The 19692-nt window shown below is 72.1% G+C and carries 19 protein-coding genes and 1 riboswitch; of the genes, 8 read left to right on the top strand and 11 right to left on the bottom strand.

The features are described from left to right. Positions 1 to 31 precede the first annotated feature (31 nt). Positions 32 to 226, bottom strand: coding sequence for a hypothetical protein (locus IE318_RS15745; protein ID WP_189900793.1), 195 nt, complete (start codon positions 224 to 226; stop codon positions 32 to 34). Between the two features lie 396 nt (positions 227 to 622). On the opposite strand from IE318_RS15745, the gene IE318_RS15740 reads away from it, so the two are divergent. After that, on the top strand, positions 623 to 2737 hold the full coding sequence (locus IE318_RS15740; RefSeq protein WP_373311180.1) for a HelD family protein: 2115 nt from the start codon (positions 623 to 625) through the stop codon (positions 2735 to 2737). A 25-nt stretch (positions 2738 to 2762) separates the two neighbouring features. Here the strand turns inward: IE318_RS15740 and IE318_RS15735 are convergent, their stop codons facing one another. Together IE318_RS15735 and IE318_RS15730 are read right to left on the bottom strand one after the other, a co-directional pair. Next, complete coding sequence (locus IE318_RS15735) at positions 2763 to 3482, bottom strand: copper homeostasis protein CutC (protein ID WP_189900791.1); 720 nt, start codon at positions 3480 to 3482, stop codon at positions 2763 to 2765. Between the two features lie 88 nt (positions 3483 to 3570). After that, the gene (locus tag IE318_RS15730) at positions 3571 to 4257 is read right to left on the bottom strand and encodes a maleylpyruvate isomerase family mycothiol-dependent enzyme (RefSeq protein WP_189900789.1); all 687 of its coding nucleotides are present in this window, start codon (positions 4255 to 4257) and stop codon (positions 3571 to 3573) included. Positions 4258 to 4304: 47 nt separating this feature from the next. Here IE318_RS15730 and IE318_RS15725 point away from each other — a divergent pair, with 47 nt between their 5' ends. Together IE318_RS15725 and IE318_RS15720 are read left to right on the top strand one after the other, a co-directional pair. Continuing rightward, positions 4305 to 4949 (top strand): HD domain-containing protein, encoded by a 645-nt coding sequence (locus tag IE318_RS15725; RefSeq protein WP_189900787.1) that lies wholly within the window; start codon positions 4305 to 4307, stop codon positions 4947 to 4949. 28 nt (positions 4950 to 4977) lie between these two features. Continuing rightward, a complete protein-coding gene (locus IE318_RS15720; protein WP_189900785.1) occupies positions 4978 to 6045 on the top strand; it encodes a GNAT family N-acetyltransferase in 1068 nt (355 codons plus the stop codon). Here IE318_RS15720 and IE318_RS15715 read toward each other — a convergent pair. Both IE318_RS15715 and IE318_RS15710 read right to left on the bottom strand, forming a co-directional pair. Continuing rightward, on the bottom strand, positions 6027 to 6305 hold the full coding sequence (locus IE318_RS15715; RefSeq protein ID WP_189900783.1) for a DUF4031 domain-containing protein: 279 nt from the start codon (positions 6303 to 6305) through the stop codon (positions 6027 to 6029). The genes IE318_RS15720 and IE318_RS15715 overlap by 19 nt on opposite strands. Before the next feature lie 37 nt (positions 6306 to 6342). Next, positions 6343 to 6726, bottom strand: a complete 384-nt coding sequence (locus tag IE318_RS15710) for a DUF8819 family protein (protein WP_189900781.1) — start codon at positions 6724 to 6726, stop codon at positions 6343 to 6345. A gap of 56 nt (positions 6727 to 6782) precedes the next feature. Between IE318_RS15710 and IE318_RS15705 the strand changes: the two genes are divergently transcribed. From IE318_RS15705 to IE318_RS15695, 3 genes are all read left to right on the top strand, one after another. Next, a complete protein-coding gene (locus tag IE318_RS15705) occupies positions 6783 to 7730 on the top strand; it encodes a MurR/RpiR family transcriptional regulator (RefSeq protein WP_030164989.1) in 948 nt (315 codons plus the stop codon). 104 nt (positions 7731 to 7834) lie between these two features. Beyond that, on the top strand, positions 7835 to 8770 hold the full coding sequence (gene murQ / locus IE318_RS15700) for an N-acetylmuramic acid 6-phosphate etherase (protein ID WP_037868057.1): 936 nt from the start codon (positions 7835 to 7837) through the stop codon (positions 8768 to 8770). 216 nt (positions 8771 to 8986) lie between these two features. Further along, positions 8987 to 9571 (top strand): hypothetical protein, encoded by a 585-nt coding sequence (locus IE318_RS15695; RefSeq protein ID WP_189900779.1) that lies wholly within the window; start codon positions 8987 to 8989, stop codon positions 9569 to 9571. A gap of 20 nt (positions 9572 to 9591) precedes the next feature. Here the strand turns inward: IE318_RS15695 and IE318_RS15690 are convergent, their stop codons facing one another. The 6 genes from IE318_RS15690 to thrC form a co-directional block, all read right to left on the bottom strand. Next, on the bottom strand, positions 9592 to 11067 hold the full coding sequence (locus tag IE318_RS15690; protein ID WP_189900777.1) for an MFS transporter: 1476 nt from the start codon (positions 11065 to 11067) through the stop codon (positions 9592 to 9594). Positions 11068 to 11236: 169 nt separating this feature from the next. After that, on the bottom strand, positions 11237 to 12379 hold the full coding sequence (locus IE318_RS15685) for an NADH:flavin oxidoreductase (protein ID WP_030164977.1): 1143 nt from the start codon (positions 12377 to 12379) through the stop codon (positions 11237 to 11239). Between the two features lie 226 nt (positions 12380 to 12605). Beyond that, entirely contained in the window at positions 12606 to 14228 is a 1623-nt protein-coding gene (groL, locus tag IE318_RS15680; RefSeq protein ID WP_189900775.1) for a chaperonin GroEL, read from the bottom strand. A gap of 329 nt (positions 14229 to 14557) precedes the next feature. After that, positions 14558 to 14761, bottom strand: a complete 204-nt coding sequence (locus IE318_RS15675; protein WP_004986573.1) for a cold-shock protein — start codon at positions 14759 to 14761, stop codon at positions 14558 to 14560. 428 nt (positions 14762 to 15189) lie between these two features. Beyond that, the gene (locus IE318_RS15670; RefSeq protein WP_030164968.1) at positions 15190 to 15465 is read right to left on the bottom strand and encodes a MoaD/ThiS family protein; all 276 of its coding nucleotides are present in this window, start codon (positions 15463 to 15465) and stop codon (positions 15190 to 15192) included. Next, entirely contained in the window at positions 15462 to 16748 is a 1287-nt protein-coding gene (gene thrC, locus IE318_RS15665; protein ID WP_189900773.1) for a threonine synthase, read from the bottom strand. The genes IE318_RS15670 and thrC overlap by 4 nt, the downstream gene beginning before the upstream one ends. A gap of 18 nt (positions 16749 to 16766) precedes the next feature. Next, positions 16767 to 16907: riboswitch (SAM riboswitch) on the bottom strand. A 201-nt stretch (positions 16908 to 17108) separates the two neighbouring features. On the opposite strand from thrC, the gene IE318_RS15660 reads away from it, so the two are divergent. Continuing rightward, positions 17109 to 18080 (top strand): glucosyl-3-phosphoglycerate synthase, encoded by a 972-nt coding sequence (locus tag IE318_RS15660; RefSeq protein WP_189900771.1) that lies wholly within the window; start codon positions 17109 to 17111, stop codon positions 18078 to 18080. A gap of 82 nt (positions 18081 to 18162) precedes the next feature. After that, positions 18163 to 19599, top strand: a complete 1437-nt coding sequence (locus tag IE318_RS15655; protein WP_189900769.1) for an alpha,alpha-trehalose-phosphate synthase (UDP-forming) — start codon at positions 18163 to 18165, stop codon at positions 19597 to 19599. The last annotated feature ends 93 nt before the right edge of the window (positions 19600 to 19692 follow it).

Here is a 19692-nt window from a genome sequence, read left to right as displayed (position 1 = left end):
GTCCGTTCTGTCACGGACCGACCCTAATAGGTCACTTGTTGCGTATGCCCGCTTCCTCGCCGTACTCCCCGAGGACGATCACATCGAACGCGGCGCCCATGAACACCTTGACGGCGTGCAGGGCGTCGCCCAGACGGTGGTGACGGCCCAGACGAGGGCTGCCCGGGACGGCCGAGTCACCGGCCGGGCGTGCGGCGGGAGCTGGGTGGATGGTTGCTGCGCTCATGCCTCCATGGTCGATCCCGGGGCATGCGGCAGGCATCACTCCACGGAGCCAACCTCGGAGCCTCCGCCTACCCCTCTGGAGGGACCGCATCCCCTACACCCGCCGGACGGCGACCCCTAGGGGTGTCTCGTCGATCAGGCCGGATCAGGGAGCGGTGCCAGGCGCCGCGAGCCCGGCATGATCGGCGAGACACCCCCCTGGGGGGAGCGGAATCGACCGGGGCCGCATAAATAGTTGGCATCCGCCATCCCCGGCGGCCTAGAATCTCCGCTCTTGCCCGCCTCCCCCCATGGAGCGCCGCCGACCGGACGGAAACCGGCCGGCAGATCCCGCAGCCGCACGGCACGGCCGTCCAGGCCCGGCCGCCTGTCCCGTAGGTCTTCCGGAGGCACCCCCTTGTCCACGCCCGCCGACCCCGCCGCGCACCCCGCCGAAGCCCGGCCCGCCGCGCGCCCGGCCGACACCGACGACCCCCTGGCCCGCGAGCGGTCCCACCTCTCCGCCTCCCGCGCCGCACTGCGGGCCATGCGCGCGGACGTCGAGTCGCTCGACATCCGCGACGTCACCGCGAACTGGGTCAACGCCGAGGTCCTCGCCCACCAGATCGACGAGCGCATCAAGGCGCTGGCCGACCTCAGCGACACCCCGCTGTTCTTCGGCCGCCTCGACTACCTGCACGCACCCGGCGCGGAACAGGCGGAGGGCGCCGGGGGAGAGCGCTTCTACATCGGGCGGCGGCATGTGCACGACGCCGACGGCGACCCCATGGTCATCGACTGGCGCGCGCCGGTCTCCCAGCCGTTCTACCGGGCGTCCAAGAAGGACCCGATGGACGTCGGGCTGCGCCGCCGCTTCGGCTACACCGGCGGCGACCTCACCGCGTACGAGGACGAGCACCTGTCCGACCCGGCCGAGCCGTCGGGGGCTGCCACCGCCAGCAAGCTGCTCCAGCAGGAGATCGAGCGTCCGCGCGTCGGTCCGATGCGCGACATCGTGGCGACCATCCAGCCCGAGCAGGACGAGATCGTACGGTCCGGGCTGGGCGGCACGGTCTGCGTCCAGGGCGGACCCGGCACCGGCAAGACCGCCGTCGGTCTGCACCGGGTCGCCTACCTCCTCTACGCCCACCGGGAGCGGCTGGCCCGCACCGGCACGCTCGTCATCGGCCCGAACAAGTCCTTCCTGCACTACATCGAGCAGGTGCTGCCCGCACTCGGCGAGCTGACGGTGCGGCAGGCCACGGTCGACGACCTGGTCGCCCACGTGGAGGTGCGGGGCACGGACGACGCGCCGGCCGCGATCGTCAAGGGCGACGCACGCATGGCTCAGGTGCTGCGCGGGGCCGTGTACGCGCACGTCACGATGCCCACCGAGCCGGTCGTGGTGGTGCGCGGCTCGCGCCGCTGGCGGGTCCCGGCGTACGAACTGGAGGGCCTCGTCCGCGAGTTGCTGGACCGAGGCATCCGCTACGGCGCGGCCCGCGAGGCCCTGCCACAGCGGATCGCGCACGCGGTGCTGGTGCAGATGGAGCGGGCGGGCGAGGCACCGGACGACCGGGTGCAGGACGCGGTCGCCCGCAACGCGGCGGTGAAGGCGGCCGTCAAGGCGGTCTGGCCGGCCGTCGACCCCGCCAAACTGGTGCTGAGGCTGCTGACGGACGCGGACTTCCTCGCCGCGCACGCCGAGGGGATCCTCACCGAGGAGGAGCAGAAGACGATCCTGTGGGCCAGGCCCGTACGGTCGGTGAGGTCGGCGAAGTGGTCGGCGGCCGACGCCGTCCTGATCGACGAGGCCGCCGATCTCGTCGAGCGCACCCACTCCCTCGGCCATGTGGTCCTCGACGAGGCGCAGGACCTGTCCCCCATGCAGTACCGGGCGGTCGGCCGGCGCTGCAGCACCGGTTCCGCGACCGTCCTGGGCGACCTGGCGCAGGGCACCACGCCGTGGGCGACCCGCACCTGGGAGGAGGCGCTGGCACACCTCGGCAAGTCCGAGGGGGTCGTCGAGGAGCTGACGGCCGGTTTCCGAGTGCCGACGGACGTCATCACCTACGCCTCCCGTCTGCTGCCGCACATCGCGCCCGGCCTGACCCCGGTGGCGTCGGTCCGTGAGAACCCCGGCTTCTTCGAGATCCGTCCCGCCGGGGCGGACGCGGCCGGTGACGCCGACGTGGTCGCCGCCTGCGAGGAGCTGCTGCGCAACGAGGGCTCGATCGGCCTGATCGCCGCCGACGCCCGCGTCCCGGCCCTCGCCGAGGCGCTGACGGCCGCCGGACTGACGTATCTGTCCCCCGGCGAGGAGACGACGGCCGAGACCCGTCTCACCCTGGTCCCGGCCTCGCTCGCCAAGGGCCTGGAGTACGACTACGTGGTCCTGGACGAGCCGCAGGCCGTGGTCGACGGCGAACCCGACGAACGCACCGGCCTGCGCCGCCTGTACGTGGCCCTGACCCGAGCGGTCTCGGGCCTGATCGTCACCCACAGGGCGGCGCTCCCGCCCCAGCTGGCCTGACCGGCAGGCGCGGGCACGGACCCGCTCAGACGGCGGACCCGACGGTCTCGGCGTCCAGCACCGTGCGCCACTGCGCGACCGCGTCCACCGAGACCGGGCCGGCCCAGCCCTCCGGGCGGGCCGCACCGCCGATGTGGAAGGCGTCGATGCCGGCGGCCCGCAGGGCGGGCACGTGGTCCAGGCGCAGACCGCCGCCCACCATGATCCGCTGCTCGTAGCCGGGCTGCCCGCCGAGCGCCGCCTCCGCGACCAGGGTGGGCAGGCCGTCGTCCACACCGCCGGCCGCGCCCGCGGTCAGATACGTGTCGAGACCGGGCAGCCCGTCCAGCTGCTTGCGCAGCGCGTCGCGGTCGGCGGCCCGGTCGATGGCCCGGTGGAAGGTCCAGGCGCAGCCGTCCAGTTCGGCGACCACCCGCTCCACGGCCCCCAGGTCCACCGCGCCGTCCGCGTCGAGGAACCCGAGCACGAACTCCTCGGCCCCGGCCGCCCGGAGCTCCCCCACGACCCCGGCCAGCCTGTCCACGCCCCCGGCACCGCCCGCGGCGAACCCGTCCGCGAGCCGCACCATCACACGCAGCGAGATGTCGACGGCGGCGCGGATCCCGGCGACGGTGTGGAGCGACGGAGTGAGCCCGTCGGCCGCCATGTCGGTGACCAGCTCGAGGCGGTCCGCGCCTCCGGCCTGGGCGGCGACCGCGTCCTCGACATCGAGGGCGATCACCTCCAGGACTGTACGCATGCTCATAGGAACCCTTTCCTCGGTTTCCCCTGGGGCTGACAGGTCTAGTCCAATATCAGGGTACGCCGGATGGGGTCCACGGCCGACAACCGCCTCACCCGAAGATGTTCAGCTCCGCCCTCTCGGCGCCCGCGAGCTCGTACCCCGCGCCGTCCCCCGCCCGCGGAAGCGGCCGGCCCGCGTAGAGACGTACGAGGGTGGCGGCGTCGCCGATGTACCGCGCCGGCGTGCGCACACCGCTCACGTCGCCCAGTCGCAGCGGCTCGTCCAGGTCGTCCAGGTCGGCGTGGAGCGGCAGGTGCGCCTTCTCCCGGGTGACCCGGACGAGCAGCGGAAGGGCGTACGGCAGCCCCGCGCCGGCGTACGCCCCCGGCGCGCCGAAGGTGTCGCGCACGTCACCGGCGTGCACCCACTCGCCCAGAGCGATCATGTCGAGCACCCCGTCGGCTTCGGCGATCACCGGGCCCGCCTCGGTCATTCCGCGTTCCAGCTCGTCCACCACCCGCGCGTTCGTCCAGTCGGCCCGCTCGGCGATGTCCCGCTCGTTGGACTCGGGGGAGAACACCCCCTTCTCGAACCGGCTCTCCACCACCCTCATCAGCGCGGCGGAACAGTGCGCGAGCACGTCCCGCACCGTCCACCCCGGACACGCGGCGGTCGGCAGCGCGAAGTCCGCCTCCGACCGCGCCCGCAGCAGCGGGATCAACGCGTCCCGCTCCATGGTCAGCAGCCGCCCGGGCAGCTCGGGGTCCCGTACCTCATACAGATCGGCAGAAGTCATGCCGTCCACGCTAGGGGTCTCGGCCCCCGCGACGGGAGAATGAACCCATGGCCGATCTCGACGCGCTGCGCTTCCGCTGGACCCGCGCCCTGGAGGGTGCCCGGGGACCCGGCGGGGGCCCGGACCCCGTGCCGTACGCCGACAACCTGCTCGCCCGCTGGCAGGAACCGCAGCGGCACTACCACACGCTCACGCATCTGACCGCCGTCCTGGAGCACGTTGACGTACTGGAGGAGTACGCCGCCGACCCGGACACGGTCCGGCTGGCGGCCTGGTTCCACGACGCCGTCTACCTGCCGGAGCGCTCCGAGAACGAGGAGCGCTCCGCCCGCCTCGCCGAGCGCGCGCTCCCGGAGGCCGGGGTGCCGGAGGCGAAGACCGCCGAGGTGGCCCGGCTGGTCCGCCTCACCGTCACCCACGACCCGGCCGACGACGACCCCGACGGCCAGGTCCTGTGCGACGCCGACCTGGCGATCCTGGCCTCGGCCCCGTCCGGGTACGCCGCCTACGCCGCCGCCGTCCGCGAGGAGTACCACTTCGTCCCCAACGACGCCTTCCGCGAAGGCCGGGCCGGCGTCCTGCGCCGACTCCTGGCGCTGCCCCATCTGTTCCGCACCCCGTACGCGCAACGGCACTGGGAGGCGACGGCCCGCTACAACATCACCTCCGAACTGGAAATGCTGTCGCTCTGAGGCCGCCCTCGCGCCTACCCTGCGCCGTATGCGGGCATGGGGCGGGCAAGAGGTGGAGCAGGCCGTGGCGAGCGCCGTGGCGCTGCTGCGGACGGTGACGGACCGGGACTGGGAAGGGGTGAGGGCCGGGCGGCTGGAGTGGAACTGCCGGCAGACCGCCGAGCACGTGGCGAGCGATCTCATCGCCTACGCCGGGCAGCTGGCGGGCCGCGCGCAGAGCGCGTACGTCCCCTTCGAGATCACCCTCGACGAGGGCACCGACAACGCGGGCGCCCTGGACGTGATCGAGGCGACCGGCGCCCTGCTGGCCGCCGCCGTCCGCACCACTCCGCGGGACGTCCGGGCCTTCCACCCGTACCCCTTCCGCAGTGCGGACCGCGAGGGTTTCGCGGCGATGGGCGTCGCGGAGGTGCTGCTGCACACGCACGACATCGCACAGGGGCTGGGACTGGACTACGAGCCGCCCACCGAACTGTGCGAGGACGTGCTGACCCGGCTCTTCCCGCACGTCCGGCCGGGCCCGGCCCCCTGGCCGACCCTGCTGTGGGCCACCGGCCGCGGCGAGCTGCCCGACCGGGCGCCGGTCACCGAGTGGCGGTGGAGCAACCCGCTGGTGATTCCCGCCGAGCGGCTCACCCTTCAGGGTGTCACCCCCGCCGCCGCCCGTGATCTCGACCGCGGCGGGGACGGCGGGTTCGCGTGGGTCGGCGGCGGGCCCTACGAGGGCACGCGGGCGGCCGCCGGGATGGTGGCGAAGGCGTACGAGAGCGGGGTGCACCGGCCCGAGTGGGGGATGTTCGTGCTGGTGCGGCGGGAGGACGGGGGCGCCGTCGGTGCGATGGGCTTCCACGGGCCGCCCGACGGGGAGGGGCGGGCGGAGGTCGGGTACGACCTCACCGAGCCGGCCCGCGGCCACGGCTACGCCACCGAGGCGCTGCGCGCGCTGTCGGCGTGGGCCCTGGCACGGGACGACGTGCGACGGCTGTACGCGAGGGTCGACCGGGACAACGTCCCCTCCCAGCGGGTGGTCGCCCGGGTCGGTTTCGTCCAGGTGGCCGCCGACGAGGAGCAGCTCGCCTACGAACTGCCGCTCTGAGGGCGGTGCTTGGGCCGACGCAGGCCGGAGGCGTGCAGCAGCCGTACCACCTCGCGGCTGCGGACCTCCACCGCGCCGGCCGCGACCGCGTCGGCGTAGCGGTGGGAGGGCAGGTCGTAGTGGTCGCGTTCGAAGGCGCGGCGGGCCACGCCCAACCGCTCTGCGAAGGCGTGCAGTTCCTCGTAGGAGACGTCGCTGATCAGGTGCGACCACATGCGGCCGTGGCCGGGCCAGGTGGGTGGGTCGATGTAGAGGGTCATGCCGCCGCCGTCCGGGTGAGGGCGGTTCGCTCGGCCCTCACGACAGGGGTTCCCCGCCCGTCGCCTCCCCCAGCGCTCCCACCGGCGCCACCTTCACGCCCGCCTTCGAGCACACCCAGTGCGGGTCGGGTCCGAGCTCCGGCTCCACGTCCAGCGCGTGCGGGTCGCCGTGGCCGCAGACGGGGCACAGCGGCCAGCGGCCGTAGCGTTCCAGGAGGGCGTCCTGCACGTCCTGTGCGACCAGCCCCGCCACATACCGCGCGCCGTCCGGCCACTGCTCCACCCACCAGCGGCGCTGCGCGACGGAGTCCTCGACGAGCGAGACCACGTCCGCCTCGGCGACGTCGCCGGCGATCAGGTCGGCCAGAATCAGTGCGCGGGCGGCGTGCAGGGCCTGCTCCAGTGGGCTGATGGGCTCCATGCCTCCATTGTGCGCACTCTTGACCACATGTCCGTTCGGAAAATATCTTTCATGGTGTGACCCAGGACGTGAAGGAAATTTTCGCACCCTCGGGCGGCCCGGCGATCGGCACACCCCCCGCGCCCGCCGCCCTCGCGGCCAAGGTTCGCACGCTCGCGCCCTCCATGACGCGCTCCATGCAGCGCGTCGCCGAGGCCGTGGCGCACGACCCGGCCGGCTGCGCGGCCCTCACGGTCACCGGCCTCGCCGAGCTCACCGGCACCAGCGAGGCGACCGTCGTGCGCACCGCCCGACTGCTCGGCTACCCCGGCTACCGCGACCTGCGCCTCGCCCTCGCGGGCCTCGCCGCCCAGCAGCAGTCCGGCCGCGCGCCCGCCATCACGACCGACATCGCGGTGGACGACCCCATCGCCGACGTCGTCGCCAAACTCGCCTACGAGGAGCAGCAGACCCTCGCCGACACCGCCGCCGGCCTGGACACCGTCCAACTCGGCGCGGCCGTCGCCGCACTGGCCACCGCCCGCCGCACGGACGTCTACGGGATAGGGGCCTCCGGCCTGGTCGCCCAGGACCTCACCCAGAAGCTGCTGCGGATAGGGCTGATCGCCCACGCGCCCAGCGACCCGCACCTCGCCGTCACCAACGCCGTGCAGCTGCGCGCCGGCGACATGGCGATCGCGATCACCCATTCGGGTTCCACCGGAGACGTGATCGAGCCGCTGCGGGTCGCCTTCGAGCGCGGCGCGACCACCGTCGCCATCACCGGCCGCCCCGACGCGCCCGTCACGCAGTACGCCGACCACGTCCTGACCACGTCCACCTCCCGGGAGAGCGAGCTGCGCCCGGCGGCGATGTCCTCCCGCACCAGCCAACTGCTGGTGGTGGACTGCCTGTTCGTGGGGGTCGCCCAGCGTACGTACGAGACGGCGGCACCGGCCCTGGCCGCGTCGTACGAGGCGCTGGCCCACCGGCACAGCCCGCGCGGCGGCAACCAGCGTTCGTAGCCGCCGGCAGGAGCACGCTCGCCGCCTCGCCGCCGCCGACCACCGGCACGGTCCGCCGTGCCGTACCGCCCGAAGCCCAGAGAGTTCGGAGAGAGCCGCCTCCCATGACCTCCACGTCCCACTACCGCGAGCTGCGCGCCGAGTTGGAGTCGCTGACGACCGAGGCGTTCCGCCCCGAGCTGGCCGAGATCGACCGGCTGCCCACGCTCGAGATCGCGCGGCTGATGAACGCCGAGGACACCGCCGTGCCGGCCGCGGTGGCCGAGCGGCTGCCCGAGATCGCCGCCGCGATCGACGCGGTCGCCGAGCGGATGGCACGCGGCGGGCGGCTGATCTACGCGGGCGCGGGTACGGCGGGGCGGCTCGGGGTGCTGGACGCCTCGGAGTGCCCGCCCACGTTCAACACCGAGCCGTCCCAGGTCGTGGGCCTGATCGCGGGCGGCCCGGAGGCGATGGTGACCTCCATCGAGGGCGCGGAGGACTCGCGGGAGCTGGCCGTGAAGGCGCTCGACGCCCTCGGCCTGACCGCGGACGACACGGTCGTCGGCATCTCCGCCTCCGGCCGCACCCCGTACGCCCTCGGCGCGGTCGAGCACGCCCGTGAGCGCGGGGCCCTGACGATCGGCCTGGCCTGCAACGCGAACAGCGCGCTGGCCGCCGCCGCCGAGCACGGCATCGAGATCGTCGCCGGCCCGGAACTACTCACCGGCTCGACCCGGCTGAAGGCCGGCACGGCCCAGAAGCTGGTGCTCAACATGCTCTCGACGATCACCATGATCCGGCTGGGCAAGACGTACGGGAACCTGATGGTCGACGTACGCGCCTCCAACGACAAGCTGCGCGCGCGCTCCCGCCGGATCGTGGCCCTCGCCACGGGCGCGGCGGACGAGGACATCGAGCGCGCGCTCGCGGCCACGGACGGCGAGGTGAAGAACGCGATCCTCACCCTGCTGTCCGGCGTCGACGCCGAGACGGCGGCCCGCCTCCTGGAGGCCTCGGCCGGCCACCTCCGCGCGGCCCTGGACCAGGCCCGCGCCTGACAGCGGGGACGATCGGGGGGTCCGTGCCAGGCGGCACCGTACCGGCCCTGCCGGCCCGGTGCCGGTAACGGCCCTGACGTGCCACGGACAGGCACCGCGAGCCCGGCGTCATCGACGAGACACCGGGCCCGGTGCCGGTAACGGCCCTGACGTGCCACGGACAGGCACCGCGAGCCCGGCGTCATCGACGAGACACCCCCTACGCTGGAGGGCACGATGAATCACGCCCAGCTCACCGCCCTCGGCCGGGCTCTCCGTCTTCTCGGCGAGCACGGCGAGGCGCTCACCGCCGACACGCCCGACGCCAAGCTGCACGAGGTCAGGGGCGACCTCAGGCGCGCCCTCGATCTGCTGGAGGAGAGCGTCACCGGCGCGGCCCCCGCCACCCGGTGCCCGGAGCACCCGAACGGCCCCGTGGACGAGAGCGCGCCCGACCGCTGCCTGCTCTGCGAGACCCGGCGGCGCGTCGCCCGTCGCACGGACCTGTACGGGCCGTCGTACGGCCCCCCGGTCGGCGAACCGCCCGCCTCCTCCCCCGCTCCCTCCCGGTACGGCACGCGTGAGGAACGGCCGCAGCCCCAGCAGCGGTGGCTGCCGGAGCTGTGGAACGGGCGGGAGTGGCAACTGTGCGGCACCCCGCGCCGGGACCGGCGCGAGGCCGAGCAGTTCATCGCGGCCGAGCGGCGCGGGCCGCGCGCCGCGATGGCCTACCGGCTGGTGCACGAGTTCACCGACTACGAGGTCGTACGCGTCTGGGGGACCCCGGTACGGGTCGACATCGAGCCGCTCGGCAACGTGTAGCCGCCCGTCAGAGCCGTGCCCTACGCCTTCGACGCGGACACCTCCGTCTCCTCCTCCGCCGCCGCCACCGGCTCGCCCGGCACCTCGGCCCGCTGCCGCGGGATGAAGGAGGCGACGGCGAAGCCGAGGAGTGCCGCGCCCGCGCCGACCGCGAGGACCGTGCGGAAGCCGTTCTCGGAGGGCAGGGCGTAGGGGCCGAACTTCGTGGTCATGTGGGCGAGGACCACGCCGGCGACCGCGCTGGCGGTGGAGGTGCCGATCGACCGCATCAGGGTGTTGAGGCTGTTGGCCGCGCCGGTCTCGGAGGCGGGGACGGCGCCCATGATGAGCGCGGGCATCGAGCCGTAGGTGAAGCCGATGCCGGCGCCGATCACGCAGGACGCCAGGACGAAGTGCCAGACCTGGTCCATCAGGGCGATGTTCAGGCCGTAGCCGGCGGCCACGATCAGGGCGCCGATCATCAGCGTCGTCTTGGGGCCCCGCGCCCGCGAGACGGCCGCCGAGACGGGCGCCACGGCCATCATCACCAGGCCGGAGGGGGCCATCACCAGGCCGGAGGCCAGCAGCGACTGGCCGAGGCCGTAGCCGGTCTGCTTCGGCAGCTGGAGCAGCTGCGGGATGACCAGGGACATCGAGAACATCGCGAAGCCGATCGCGACGGAGGCCAGGTTGGTCACCAGGACCTGGCGGCGGGCCGTCGTGCGCAGGTCCACCAGCGGGGCCTGGACGCGCAGTTCGAAGGCGCCCCAGGCGAGGAGGACCACGACGGCCGCCGCGAACAGGCCGAGAGTCGTGCCGCTGCCCCAGCCCCAGTCGGCGCCCTTGGAGACGGCCAGCAGGAGGCAGACCAGGCCGACGGCCATGCCGGCCGCGCCCACGGCGTCGAAGCGGCCGCCGGTGCGCACCCTCGACTCGGGCACCAGGAACAGGACCAGGACCGCCGCGAGGACGCCGAGGGCCGCCGAGGTCCAGAACAGCATGTGCCAGTCGAAGTTCTCGGCGATGACGGCGGCGGCGGGCAGGCCGAGGGCGCCGCCGACGCCCAGCGAGGCGCTCATCATCGCGGTGGCCGAACCGAGCCGCTCGGCGGGCAGTTCGTCGCGCATGATGCTGATGCCGAGCGGGATCACCCCGGAGGCGAGGCCCTGCATGGCCCGCCCGACGACCATCGGCACGAGGGAGTCGCTCAGCGCGGCCGTGGCGGAGCCGGCCACCAGCATGGCCAGGCTCAGCAGGAGCATGCGGCGCTTGCCGTACATGTCGCCGAGGCGGCCCATCACGGGGGTGGCCACGGCGGCGGCGAGCAGGGTGGCGGTGACGGCCCAGGCGGCGTCCGAGGCGGAGGCGTGCAGCAGCTTCGGCAGCTCCGGGACGATCGGGATCACCAGGGTCTGCATCAGCGAGACCACGATGCCACCGAGGGCCAGCACGGCCACCACGACGTTGGGCCTGGGCGGTGCCCCGGCGCCGGCCGGCGGGGCGAGTGCGTCGGACATGAGGGCGTCTCCGTAGAGCGTGGGTGTACTTGACTCAGGCAACCTTATTCAAATTGATTGACTTAAGCAAGCTAATTCCGGGCCGGAGAGAGGCCGGCGCCTCCCCGCGATCGCGTCATGCGCGCGGGGCGAGCGCCGGCCTCGTACGACCGCCGTCGGGTGACGGCGCTCAGCTCAGCGTCTTCACCGCCTCCGCGTCGTACGGCTTGAGCTCGTCGAAGCGGTCGCCCAGGACCTTCGCCGCCCACTCCGGGTCCTGGAGCAGCGCACGGCCCACGGCCACCAGGTCGAACTCGTCGCGCTCCAGGCGGTCCAGCAGGTTGTCCAGGCTGCCCAGCGCGGCGCCCTCGCCCTGGAACGCCTTGATGAAGTCGCCGTCCAGGCCGACCGAGCCCACGGTGATGACCTGCTTGCCCGTCAGCTTCTTGGTCCAGCCCGCCAGGTTGAGGTCCGAGCCCTCGAACTCGGGGAGCCAGTAGCGGCGGGTGGAGGCGTGGAAGACGTCCACACCGGCCGCCGCGAGCGGGGTCAGAATGGCCTCCAGCTCCTCGGGCGTCTCGGCGAGACGGGCGTCGTAGGCCTCCTGCTTCCACTGCGAGTAACGGAAGATGACCGGGAACTCGGGCGAGACGGCCGCACGGACCGCCGCCACGATCTCGGCCGCGAACTTCGTCCGCGCCACGGGGTCGCCGCCGTAGGCGTCCGTACGGCGGTTGGTGCCCGCCCACAGGAACTGGTCCAGCAGATAGCCGTGGGCGCCGTGCAGCTCCACGCCGTCGAAGCCGATGCGCTCCGCGGCGGCCGCCGCCTCCGCGAACGCGCCGATGACGTCGTCCAGGTCCTGCTGCGACATGGCCTTGCCGGTGGCCTCGGACTCGCCGATGCGCAGCCCGGAGGGGCCGACCGGCGGCGCGTCCGCGAACGGCGGGCGGCCCGGCTTGCGGACCATGCCGATGTGCCAGAGCTGCGGCACGATCGTGCCGCCCGCCGCGTGCACGGCCTCGGCGACCCTCGCCCAGCCCGCGAGCTGCTCCTCGCCGTGGAACCGCGGCACCCGGCTGCTCTCCCCGGCCGACTCGTGCCCGACGTACGTGCCCTCGGTGACGATCAGGCCCACACCGGCCGCGGCACGGCGGGCGTAGTACGACAACACGTCCTCACCCGGAATGCCGTCCGGGGAGAACATGCGGGTCATCGGCGCCATCACGATCCGGTTGGGGACGGTCAGGCCGTTCAGCGTGACGGGACGGGAGAGGATCGAGGCCGCGCGGGAGGCGGACCCGGGGGCCGATCCGGAGGCGGTGACGGTCATAGAGGCTCCTGGGCGGGACGGGAGAAACGGATACCGCATGGTATGTGCACGCGCATGTACTGCGTCCAGCGGTACCAACCGTGCCGTCCGCCACACCATTTCCACCGCCCCCGCGATGTGGCCCAGAACACGCCCGAGGGCGGCACCCCCTGCTTCCAGGGAGTGCCGCCCTCGGTACGAAAGGACGGATCCGATCCTCGAAGGTCCCGCGAGGGACCCCGGTGGATCAGAAGTCCATGTCACCGCCCGGCATGCCGCCGCCGGCCGGCGCGGCGGCCTTCTCCGGCTTGTCGGCGATGACGGCCTCGGTGGTCAGGAACAGCGCGGCGATGGAGGCGGCGTTCTGCAGCGCGGAACGGGTCACCTTCGCCGGGTCGATGATGCCTTCCTTGACCAGGTCGACGTACTCGCCGGTGGCGGCGTTCAGGCCGTGACCCGGGGTCAGGTTGCGCACCTTCTCCACCACGACGCCGCCCTCGAGGCCGGCGTTGACGGCGATCTGCTTCAGCGGGGCCTCGAGCGCGAGCTTCACGGCCTGGGCGCCGGTCGCCTCGTCACCCTCGAGCTCCAGCTTCTCGAAGACGTTGGTGGTCTGCAGCAGGGCCACGCCACCACCGGCGACGATGCCCTCCTCGACGGCCGCCTTGGCGTTGCGGACGGCGTCCTCGATGCGGTGCTTGCGCTCCTTGAGCTCGACCTCGGTGGCGGCACCGGCCTTGATGACCGCGACACCGCCGGCGAGCTTCGCCAGGCGCTCCTGCAGCTTCTCGCGGTCGTAGTCGGAGTCGCTGTTCTCGATCTCGGCGCGGATCTGGTTCACGCGGCCGCCCACCTGCTCGGAGGAGCCGACACCGTCGACGATGGTGGTCTCGTCCTTGGTGATGACGACCTTGCGGGCCTTGCCCAGCAGGTCGAGCGTGGCGTTCTCCAGCTTGAGGCCGACCTCCTCGGAGATGACCTCGCCGCCCGTGAGGATGGCGATGTCGCCGAGCATGGCCTTGCGGCGGTCGCCGAAGCCGGGGGCCTTGACGGCGACGGACTTGAAGGTGCCGCGGATCTTGTTGACGACCAGGGTCGACAGGGCCTCGCCCTCGACGTCCTCGGCGATGATCAGCAGCGGCTTGCCCGACTGCATGACCTTCTCCAGCAGCGGGAGCAGGTCCTTGACCGAGGAGATCTTGGAGTTGGCGATGAGGATGTACGGGTCCTCGAGCACCGCCTCCATGCGCTCCATGTCGGTGGCGAAGTAGGCGGAGATGTAGCCCTTGTCGAAGCGCATGCCCTCGGTGAGCTCGAGCTCCAGGCCGAAGGTCTGCGACTCCTCGACGGTGATGACGCCTTCCTTGCCGACCTTGTCCATGGCCTCGGCGATCAGCTCGCCGATCTGGGTGTCGGCGGCGGAGATGGAGGCGGTGGAGGCGATCTGCTCCTTGGTCTCGACCTCCTTGGCCTGGTCGAGCAGGGCGGCGGAGACGGCCTCGACGGCCTTCTCGATACCGCGCTTGAGGGCCATCGGGTTGGCGCCGGCGGCGACGTTGCGCAGGCCCTCCTTGACCAGGGCCTGGGCGAGCACGGTCGCGGTGGTCGTACCGTCACCGGCGACGTCGTCCGTCTTCTTGGCGACTTCCTTGACCAGCTCGGCGCCGATCTTCTCGTACGGGTCCTCGAGCTCGATCTCCTTGGCGATGGAGACACCATCGTTGGTGATCGTGGGGGCGCCCCACTTCTTCTCGAGGACGACGTTGCGGCCCTTGGGGCCGAGCGTCACCTTCACGGCGTCCGCGAGCTGGTTCATGCCGCGCTCGAGGCCGCGCCGCGCCTCCTCGTCGAACGCGATGATCTTGGCCATGTGAAGTGGTCCCTCCAGGACTGGGGGTGATTCCTTCGGACCGCGCCCGCGCCCGCGACGGACGGCTCGCCGACCTCGTGGTTCCTTGCCCCACCCGGCCTGCGGGCCTCACCGACCCGGTCCTTCGCTGTCACTCTCACCTTCAGAGTGCTAACGCCAATGATTAGCACTCGACCCACCCGAGTGCAAGGCGCGCTCGCGAAGCGAGCCCCCTCGGAGGGCGACGGCCGGGGTGGCGGCGCACGCGTGCGGCGACACGCCGAAGGGCCCGCCCCCCGGGTGGAGGTGCGGGCCCTTCGAAAGCTGATCGCTTGCGGTGGTCGCGCGAATCAGGCCGTGACGCGGACCATGTCCGCCTGCGGGCCCTTCTGGCCCTGCGAGATCTCGAACTCGACCCGCTGGCCCTCTTCCAGCGTGCGGTAGCCGTCCATCTGGATCGCGCTGTAGTGGACGAAGACGTCCGCACCACCGTCGACCGCGATGAAGCCGTACCCCTTCTCCGCGTTGAACCACTTGACGGTGCCCTGAGCCATGCCTAACTCCCCTATTACTGGCCCTTGCACAGATCCACACTTCGCGGACCCGGGTCAGACCTCACCCCCCGTGGACGGGGGCGTGCGCCGGAACGCGTCGACCGCGGCTGAATGTATCTGTCCAACTGCCGTCTGCAACAGGTCAATCGGACGAGAATTCTGGACGGACCGGGTCCGGAATATGACGAGAATTCATCTTGATTCAGGGCAAGTCGGGCCCCACAAACAAGACAAATGCCGCGAAAAACCCGCACACTTTGGCTACTTCTTATCGGCGTGCGGCAGGAATCCAGGGCTTCCCGATCCAGGGATCAGGGGCGCGTTCCCCAACTGTACCGCGCTCAATCACGCAGAACGGCCCCCTCCGCTTCTCTTACGGAAGGGGCCGTTCCGTGAACAATCGGTAACCGAGTTACCCAGGGTAATGGTCAGCCGCCGGCGACCGCGGGGATGATCGACACGCCCGCGCCGTCCGGAGTGGCGGTCTCCAGACCCTGCTCGAAGCGGACGTCGTCGTCGTTGACGTAGACGTTGACGAAGCGGCGCAGCTTGCCCTGGTCGTCCAGGACGCGCGCGGCGATGCCCGTGTGGTTCTTCTCCAGGTCGGAGATGACCTCGGCGAGGGTGGCGCCCTCGGCGCTCACCTCGGCCTGTCCGCCGGTGTAGGTGCGCAGGATGGTGGGGATGCGAACGGTCACGCTCATACGAGGCCAGCCTCTCGGAAGGAGTCCAGGGTCGGGCGGATGGTCGCGGTCAGGCCGGTGCCCGCGACCGCGTCCAGGGTCTTCAGGCCGTCGCCGGTGTTCAGGACGACGGTGGTCTTCGTCGGGTCGAGGGCGCCGCTCTCGATCAGCTTCCTCGTCACGCCGACCGTCACGCCGCCCGCCGTCTCGGCGAAGATGCCCTCGGTGCGGGCGAGCAGCTTGATCGCGTCGACGACCTGCTCGTCCGTCACATCCTCCACCGCACCGCCCGTGCGGCGCGCGATGTCCAGCACGTACGGCCCGTCGGCCGGGTTGCCGATGGCCAGCGACTTGGCGATGGTGTTCGGCTTCTGCGGGCGTACGACGTCGTGCCCGGCCTTGAAGGCCGTGGACACCGGCGAGCAGCCCTCGGCCTGGGCGCCGAAGATCTTGTACGGCTTGTCCTCGACCAGACCCAGCTTGATCAGCTCCTGGAGGCCCTTGTCGACCTTGGTGAGCTGGGAGCCGGAGGCGATCGGCACGACGATCTGGTCGGGCAGCCGCCAGCCGAGCTGCTCGCAGACCTCGTACGCCAGCGTCTTGGAACCCTCGGCGTAGTACGGCCGCAGGTTGACGTTGACGAAGCCCCAGCCCTCGCCGGCCGGGTCGCCGATCAGCTCGGAGCAGAAGCGGTTCACGTCGTCGTAGTTGCCCTCGATGCCGACGAGGTCGCCGCCGTAGATCGCGGCCATGACGACCTTGCCCTGCTCCAGGTCGTGCGGGATGAACACGCAGGAGCGGAAGCCGGCACGGGCGGCGGCGGCGCCGACGGCGCCGGCCAGGTTGCCGGTGGAGGAGCAGGACAGGGTGGTGAAGCCGAAGGCACGGGCGGCCTCCAGCGCCTGGGCGACCACGCGGTCCTTGAAGGAGTGCGTCGGGTTGCCGGAGTCGTCCTTCACGTACAGCCCGCCGGTGACGCCGAGTTCGCCGGCCAGGTTGTCGGCCTTGACGAGCTTGGTCCAGCCGGGGTTGAGGTTCGGCTTGTCCGCCACGTCCGCCGGGACGGGCAGCAGCGGGGCGTAGCGCCAGATGTTCGCGGGGCCCGCCTCGATCTTCTTGCGCAGCTCCTCGGTGTCGTAGGCCGAGAAGTCGTAGGCGATCTCCAGCGGGCCGAAACACTTGTCGCAGGCGAAGACCGGGCCGAGGGGTACGCGGTGACCGCACTCGCGACAGCTCAGGGCCGCGGCGGGGCCGAGGTCGACGGTGGATCCGGAGGTGCTGCTAGCAACTGTCTGCACAGCCATGTGAGGCGAGGCCCTTTCTCCTCATCTTCCTCACGACGCATCTCGCCGTGAGACGGAATTGGCACCTTCCCTGGCCTGGCGCCTCGCGGAGACGAGTTCGGCTCAGGGGGGTTGCCGGGGCTTCATCGGGCCGTGTCCCTCTGCCCCTCTGGATGAGCGGTATTCGATTGTGAGTCGCGGTTGATGACCCCCGGCATGCGGTGGTCATCCGCGTTGTTCAAGACTGTAACCGACGGCCAGGACAGTGGGAGAGAGTCGTCCGAAGCGCGAGACGGATCACACGAAGATGTGATCCACGCCGCGATCCGGGCACTGCCGGTCCTGGCGAGCGAGCCGAGCAGGAGTGAGGAGCCGTCGACCGTGCTGGAAGAAGTCGAGCGCTGGCTGAGGACACGCTCCTGGTCCGTGAGCGATCGCCCGCTCCACACGCTCCTAGCCGCCAAACGCGCGACCGGTTCCACCATCAGTGTGGTGCTGCCCGCGCTGAACGAGGAGGAGACGGTCGGCGACATCGTCGCCGCGATCCGCCGGGACCTGGTGGTGCGGGCCCCGCTCGTCGACGAGGTCGTCGTCGTCGACTCCGGCTCCACCGACCGCACCGCCGAGCGGGCCGCCGCCGCGGGCGCCCGGGTCGTGCACCGCGACGAGATACTCCCCCGCATCCCGGCGGTGCCCGGCAAGGGCGAGGTGCTGTGGCGCTCCCTGCTGGTCACCCGCGGGGACCTCATCTGCTTCGTCGACGCCGACCTGCGGGAGTTCTCCTCCGACTTCGTCACCGGGATCGTGGGCCCGCTGCTCACCGACCCGGACCTGCACCTGGTCAAGGCGATGTACGACCGCCCGCTGACGGTGCCCGGCGGCGACGCCGGCGGCACGACGGCGGCCGGTCAGGGCGGCCGCGTCACCGAGCTGATGGCCCGCCCGCTGCTCAACATGCACTGGCCGCAGCTGGCCGGCTTCGTGCAGCCGCTCGGCGGCGAGTACGCCGCCCGCCGCTCCCTGCTCGAACAGCTGCCGTTCCCCGTCGGCTACGGCGTCGAGCTGGGCATGCTGGTCGACGCGCTGCACCTGGTGGGCCTGGACGCGCTCGCGCAGGTCGACGTGGGGGTGCGCAGACACCGGCACCAGGACGGGCAGGCGCTCGGCCGGATGGCCGCCGCGATCTACCGCACCGCCCAGCTCCGCCTGGCCCGCGGCCACCTGATCCGCCCCGCCCTCACCCAGTTCGAGCGCGGCGAGGACGGCTTCGAGCCGCGCACGTACTCGGTGGACACCGAGGAACGCCCGCCCATGAACGAGATCGCGGAGTACGCCACCCGGAAGGTGGCGTGAAACCCGCTCGCGCCCTGGTACCACCGGCTACGAAGCGGAACCGTACGTTTGAGCGTTTGGGGCCCGGGCTAGGTTCCAGACCATGGCTGCAACGCACGGTGCCGAGGTGCTGGTCGCGTCCAATCGCGGGCCGGTTTCGTACGGGATCCGCGAGGACGGCTCGCTCCATGCCCGACGCGGAGGCGGAGGGCTGGTCTCCGGGCTGTCCGCGATCGGGCCGGACGCGGGCGCGGTGTGGGTGTGCGCCGCGCTGAGCGACGCCGACCGGGAGGCCGTACGCCGCTACGAGGGCGAACGCCGGCTGCCGTCGGAGGCGACCGGCGGACAGCAGGTGCGGATGCTGGACATCGACCCGAAGGTGTTCTCCGACGCGTACAACGGCATCGCCAACTCGGTGCTGTGGTTCGTCCACCACATGCTGTACCAGACCCCGCTGGAGCCCGTCTTCGACCAGGAGTTCCGGCGCCAGTGGGCGTCCTACGAGGCCTACAACCGGGCCTTCGCCGAGGCGCTTGCGGAGGAGGCGGCCGAGGGCGCGGCCGTGGTGGTGCAGGACTACCACCTGACCCTGGTGCCGGGGATGCTGCGCGACTTCCGGCCGGATGTGCGCATCGGGCACTTCTCGCACACGCCGTGGGCGCCGGTGGACTACTTCCGGATGCTGCCCGACGACGTCGCGGAGCAGGTGCTGCGCGGGATGCTGGGCGCCGACCGGCTGGGTTTCCTCACCCGGCGGTGGGCGGACGCGTTCACCGGGTGCTGCGAGGCGCTCGTGGGCGGCCTCGGGGGCACCGGGGTCGGGGTGCACGGGCTGGGCGCGGACGCCGAGTTCCTGCGGGAGCGCTCGCACCGGGCGGACGTCTTCGAGTGGATGGCGGCGCTGCGCGAGGAGATCGGCGCGGCCCCGGACGGCGGCCCGCGCCGGACGATCGTCCGGGTGGACCGTACGGAGCTGTCGAAGAACATCGTGCGGGGCCTGCTGGCGTACCGGCAGCTGCTGGAGGACCGCCCCGAGTGGCGCGAACGGGTGGTGCATCTCGCGTTCGCCTACCCCTCGCGGCAGGACCTCGCCGTGTACCGGCACTACACGGCGGAGGTGCGGCGGCTCGCGGACGAGATCAACGGGCGGTACGGGACCGCCGGGTGGCGGCCGGTCGTGCTGCACGTCGAGGACGACTTCGCGCGGTCGCTGGCGGCGTACCGGATCGCGGACGTGGCGCTGGTCAATCCGATCCGGGACGGGATGAACCTGGTCGCCAAGGAGGTGCCGGTCGTCTCCGACTCCGGGTGTGCGCTGGTGCTGTCGCGGGAGGCGGGGGCGTACGAGGAGCTGGGGGAGGACGCGGTGGGGGTGAACCCGTTCGATGTTGTGGGGACGGCGGGGGCGCTGCACGAGGCGTTGAGCATGGCGGGGGCGGAGCGCGCGGAGCGGACGAAGCGGCTTACTGCCGCGGCTACGGCGCTCCCTCCGGCTCAGTGGTTCCTGGATCAGCTGCGGGAGTTGGATCGGCTGAGGTAGGTGGGGGTGCTGGGGGTGGGTGCGCTTGCCCCGCTCGGGGGGGCGCCTGCGCCCACCCGTGCCGCCCAGGGGGTACCTCCCGGGCGTCAAGCA

Source organism: Streptomyces spiralis (assembly GCF_014654675.1).
GTDB lineage: Bacteria > Actinomycetota > Actinomycetes > Streptomycetales > Streptomycetaceae > Streptomyces > Streptomyces spiralis.
Note: the sequence above shows the minus strand (reverse complement) of the source record. Positions and strands in the feature narration are given on the sequence as shown.

Excerpts from the sequence above, each read along its gene's own strand:
- IE318_RS15745 (WP_189900793.1), bottom strand. The coding sequence starts at position 226 with ATGAGCGCAGCAACCATCCACCCAGCTCCCGCCGCACGCCCGGCCGGT.
- IE318_RS15735 (WP_189900791.1), bottom strand. The coding sequence starts at position 3,482 with ATGAGCATGCGTACAGTCCTGGAGGTGATCGCCCTCGATGTCGAGGAC.
- IE318_RS15730 (WP_189900789.1), bottom strand. The coding sequence starts at position 4,257 with ATGACTTCTGCCGATCTGTATGAGGTACGGGACCCCGAGCTGCCCGGG.
- IE318_RS15725 (WP_189900787.1), top strand. The coding sequence starts at position 4,305 with ATGGCCGATCTCGACGCGCTGCGCTTCCGCTGGACCCGCGCCCTGGAG.
- IE318_RS15720 (WP_189900785.1), top strand. The coding sequence starts at position 4,978 with ATGCGGGCATGGGGCGGGCAAGAGGTGGAGCAGGCCGTGGCGAGCGCC.
- IE318_RS15715 (WP_189900783.1), bottom strand. The coding sequence starts at position 6,305 with ATGACCCTCTACATCGACCCACCCACCTGGCCCGGCCACGGCCGCATG.
- IE318_RS15710 (WP_189900781.1), bottom strand. The coding sequence starts at position 6,726 with ATGGAGCCCATCAGCCCACTGGAGCAGGCCCTGCACGCCGCCCGCGCA.
- murQ (WP_037868057.1), top strand. The coding sequence starts at position 7,835 with ATGACCTCCACGTCCCACTACCGCGAGCTGCGCGCCGAGTTGGAGTCG.
- IE318_RS15695 (WP_189900779.1), top strand. The coding sequence starts at position 8,987 with ATGAATCACGCCCAGCTCACCGCCCTCGGCCGGGCTCTCCGTCTTCTC.
- IE318_RS15690 (WP_189900777.1), bottom strand. The coding sequence starts at position 11,067 with ATGTCCGACGCACTCGCCCCGCCGGCCGGCGCCGGGGCACCGCCCAGG.
- IE318_RS15685 (WP_030164977.1), bottom strand. The coding sequence starts at position 12,379 with ATGACCGTCACCGCCTCCGGATCGGCCCCCGGGTCCGCCTCCCGCGCG.
- groL (WP_189900775.1), bottom strand. The coding sequence starts at position 14,228 with ATGGCCAAGATCATCGCGTTCGACGAGGAGGCGCGGCGCGGCCTCGAG.
- IE318_RS15675 (WP_004986573.1), bottom strand. The coding sequence starts at position 14,761 with ATGGCTCAGGGCACCGTCAAGTGGTTCAACGCGGAGAAGGGGTACGGC.
- IE318_RS15670 (WP_030164968.1), bottom strand. The coding sequence starts at position 15,465 with ATGAGCGTGACCGTTCGCATCCCCACCATCCTGCGCACCTACACCGGC.
- thrC (WP_189900773.1), bottom strand. The coding sequence starts at position 16,748 with ATGGCTGTGCAGACAGTTGCTAGCAGCACCTCCGGATCCACCGTCGAC.
- IE318_RS15655 (WP_189900769.1), top strand. The coding sequence starts at position 18,163 with ATGGCTGCAACGCACGGTGCCGAGGTGCTGGTCGCGTCCAATCGCGGG.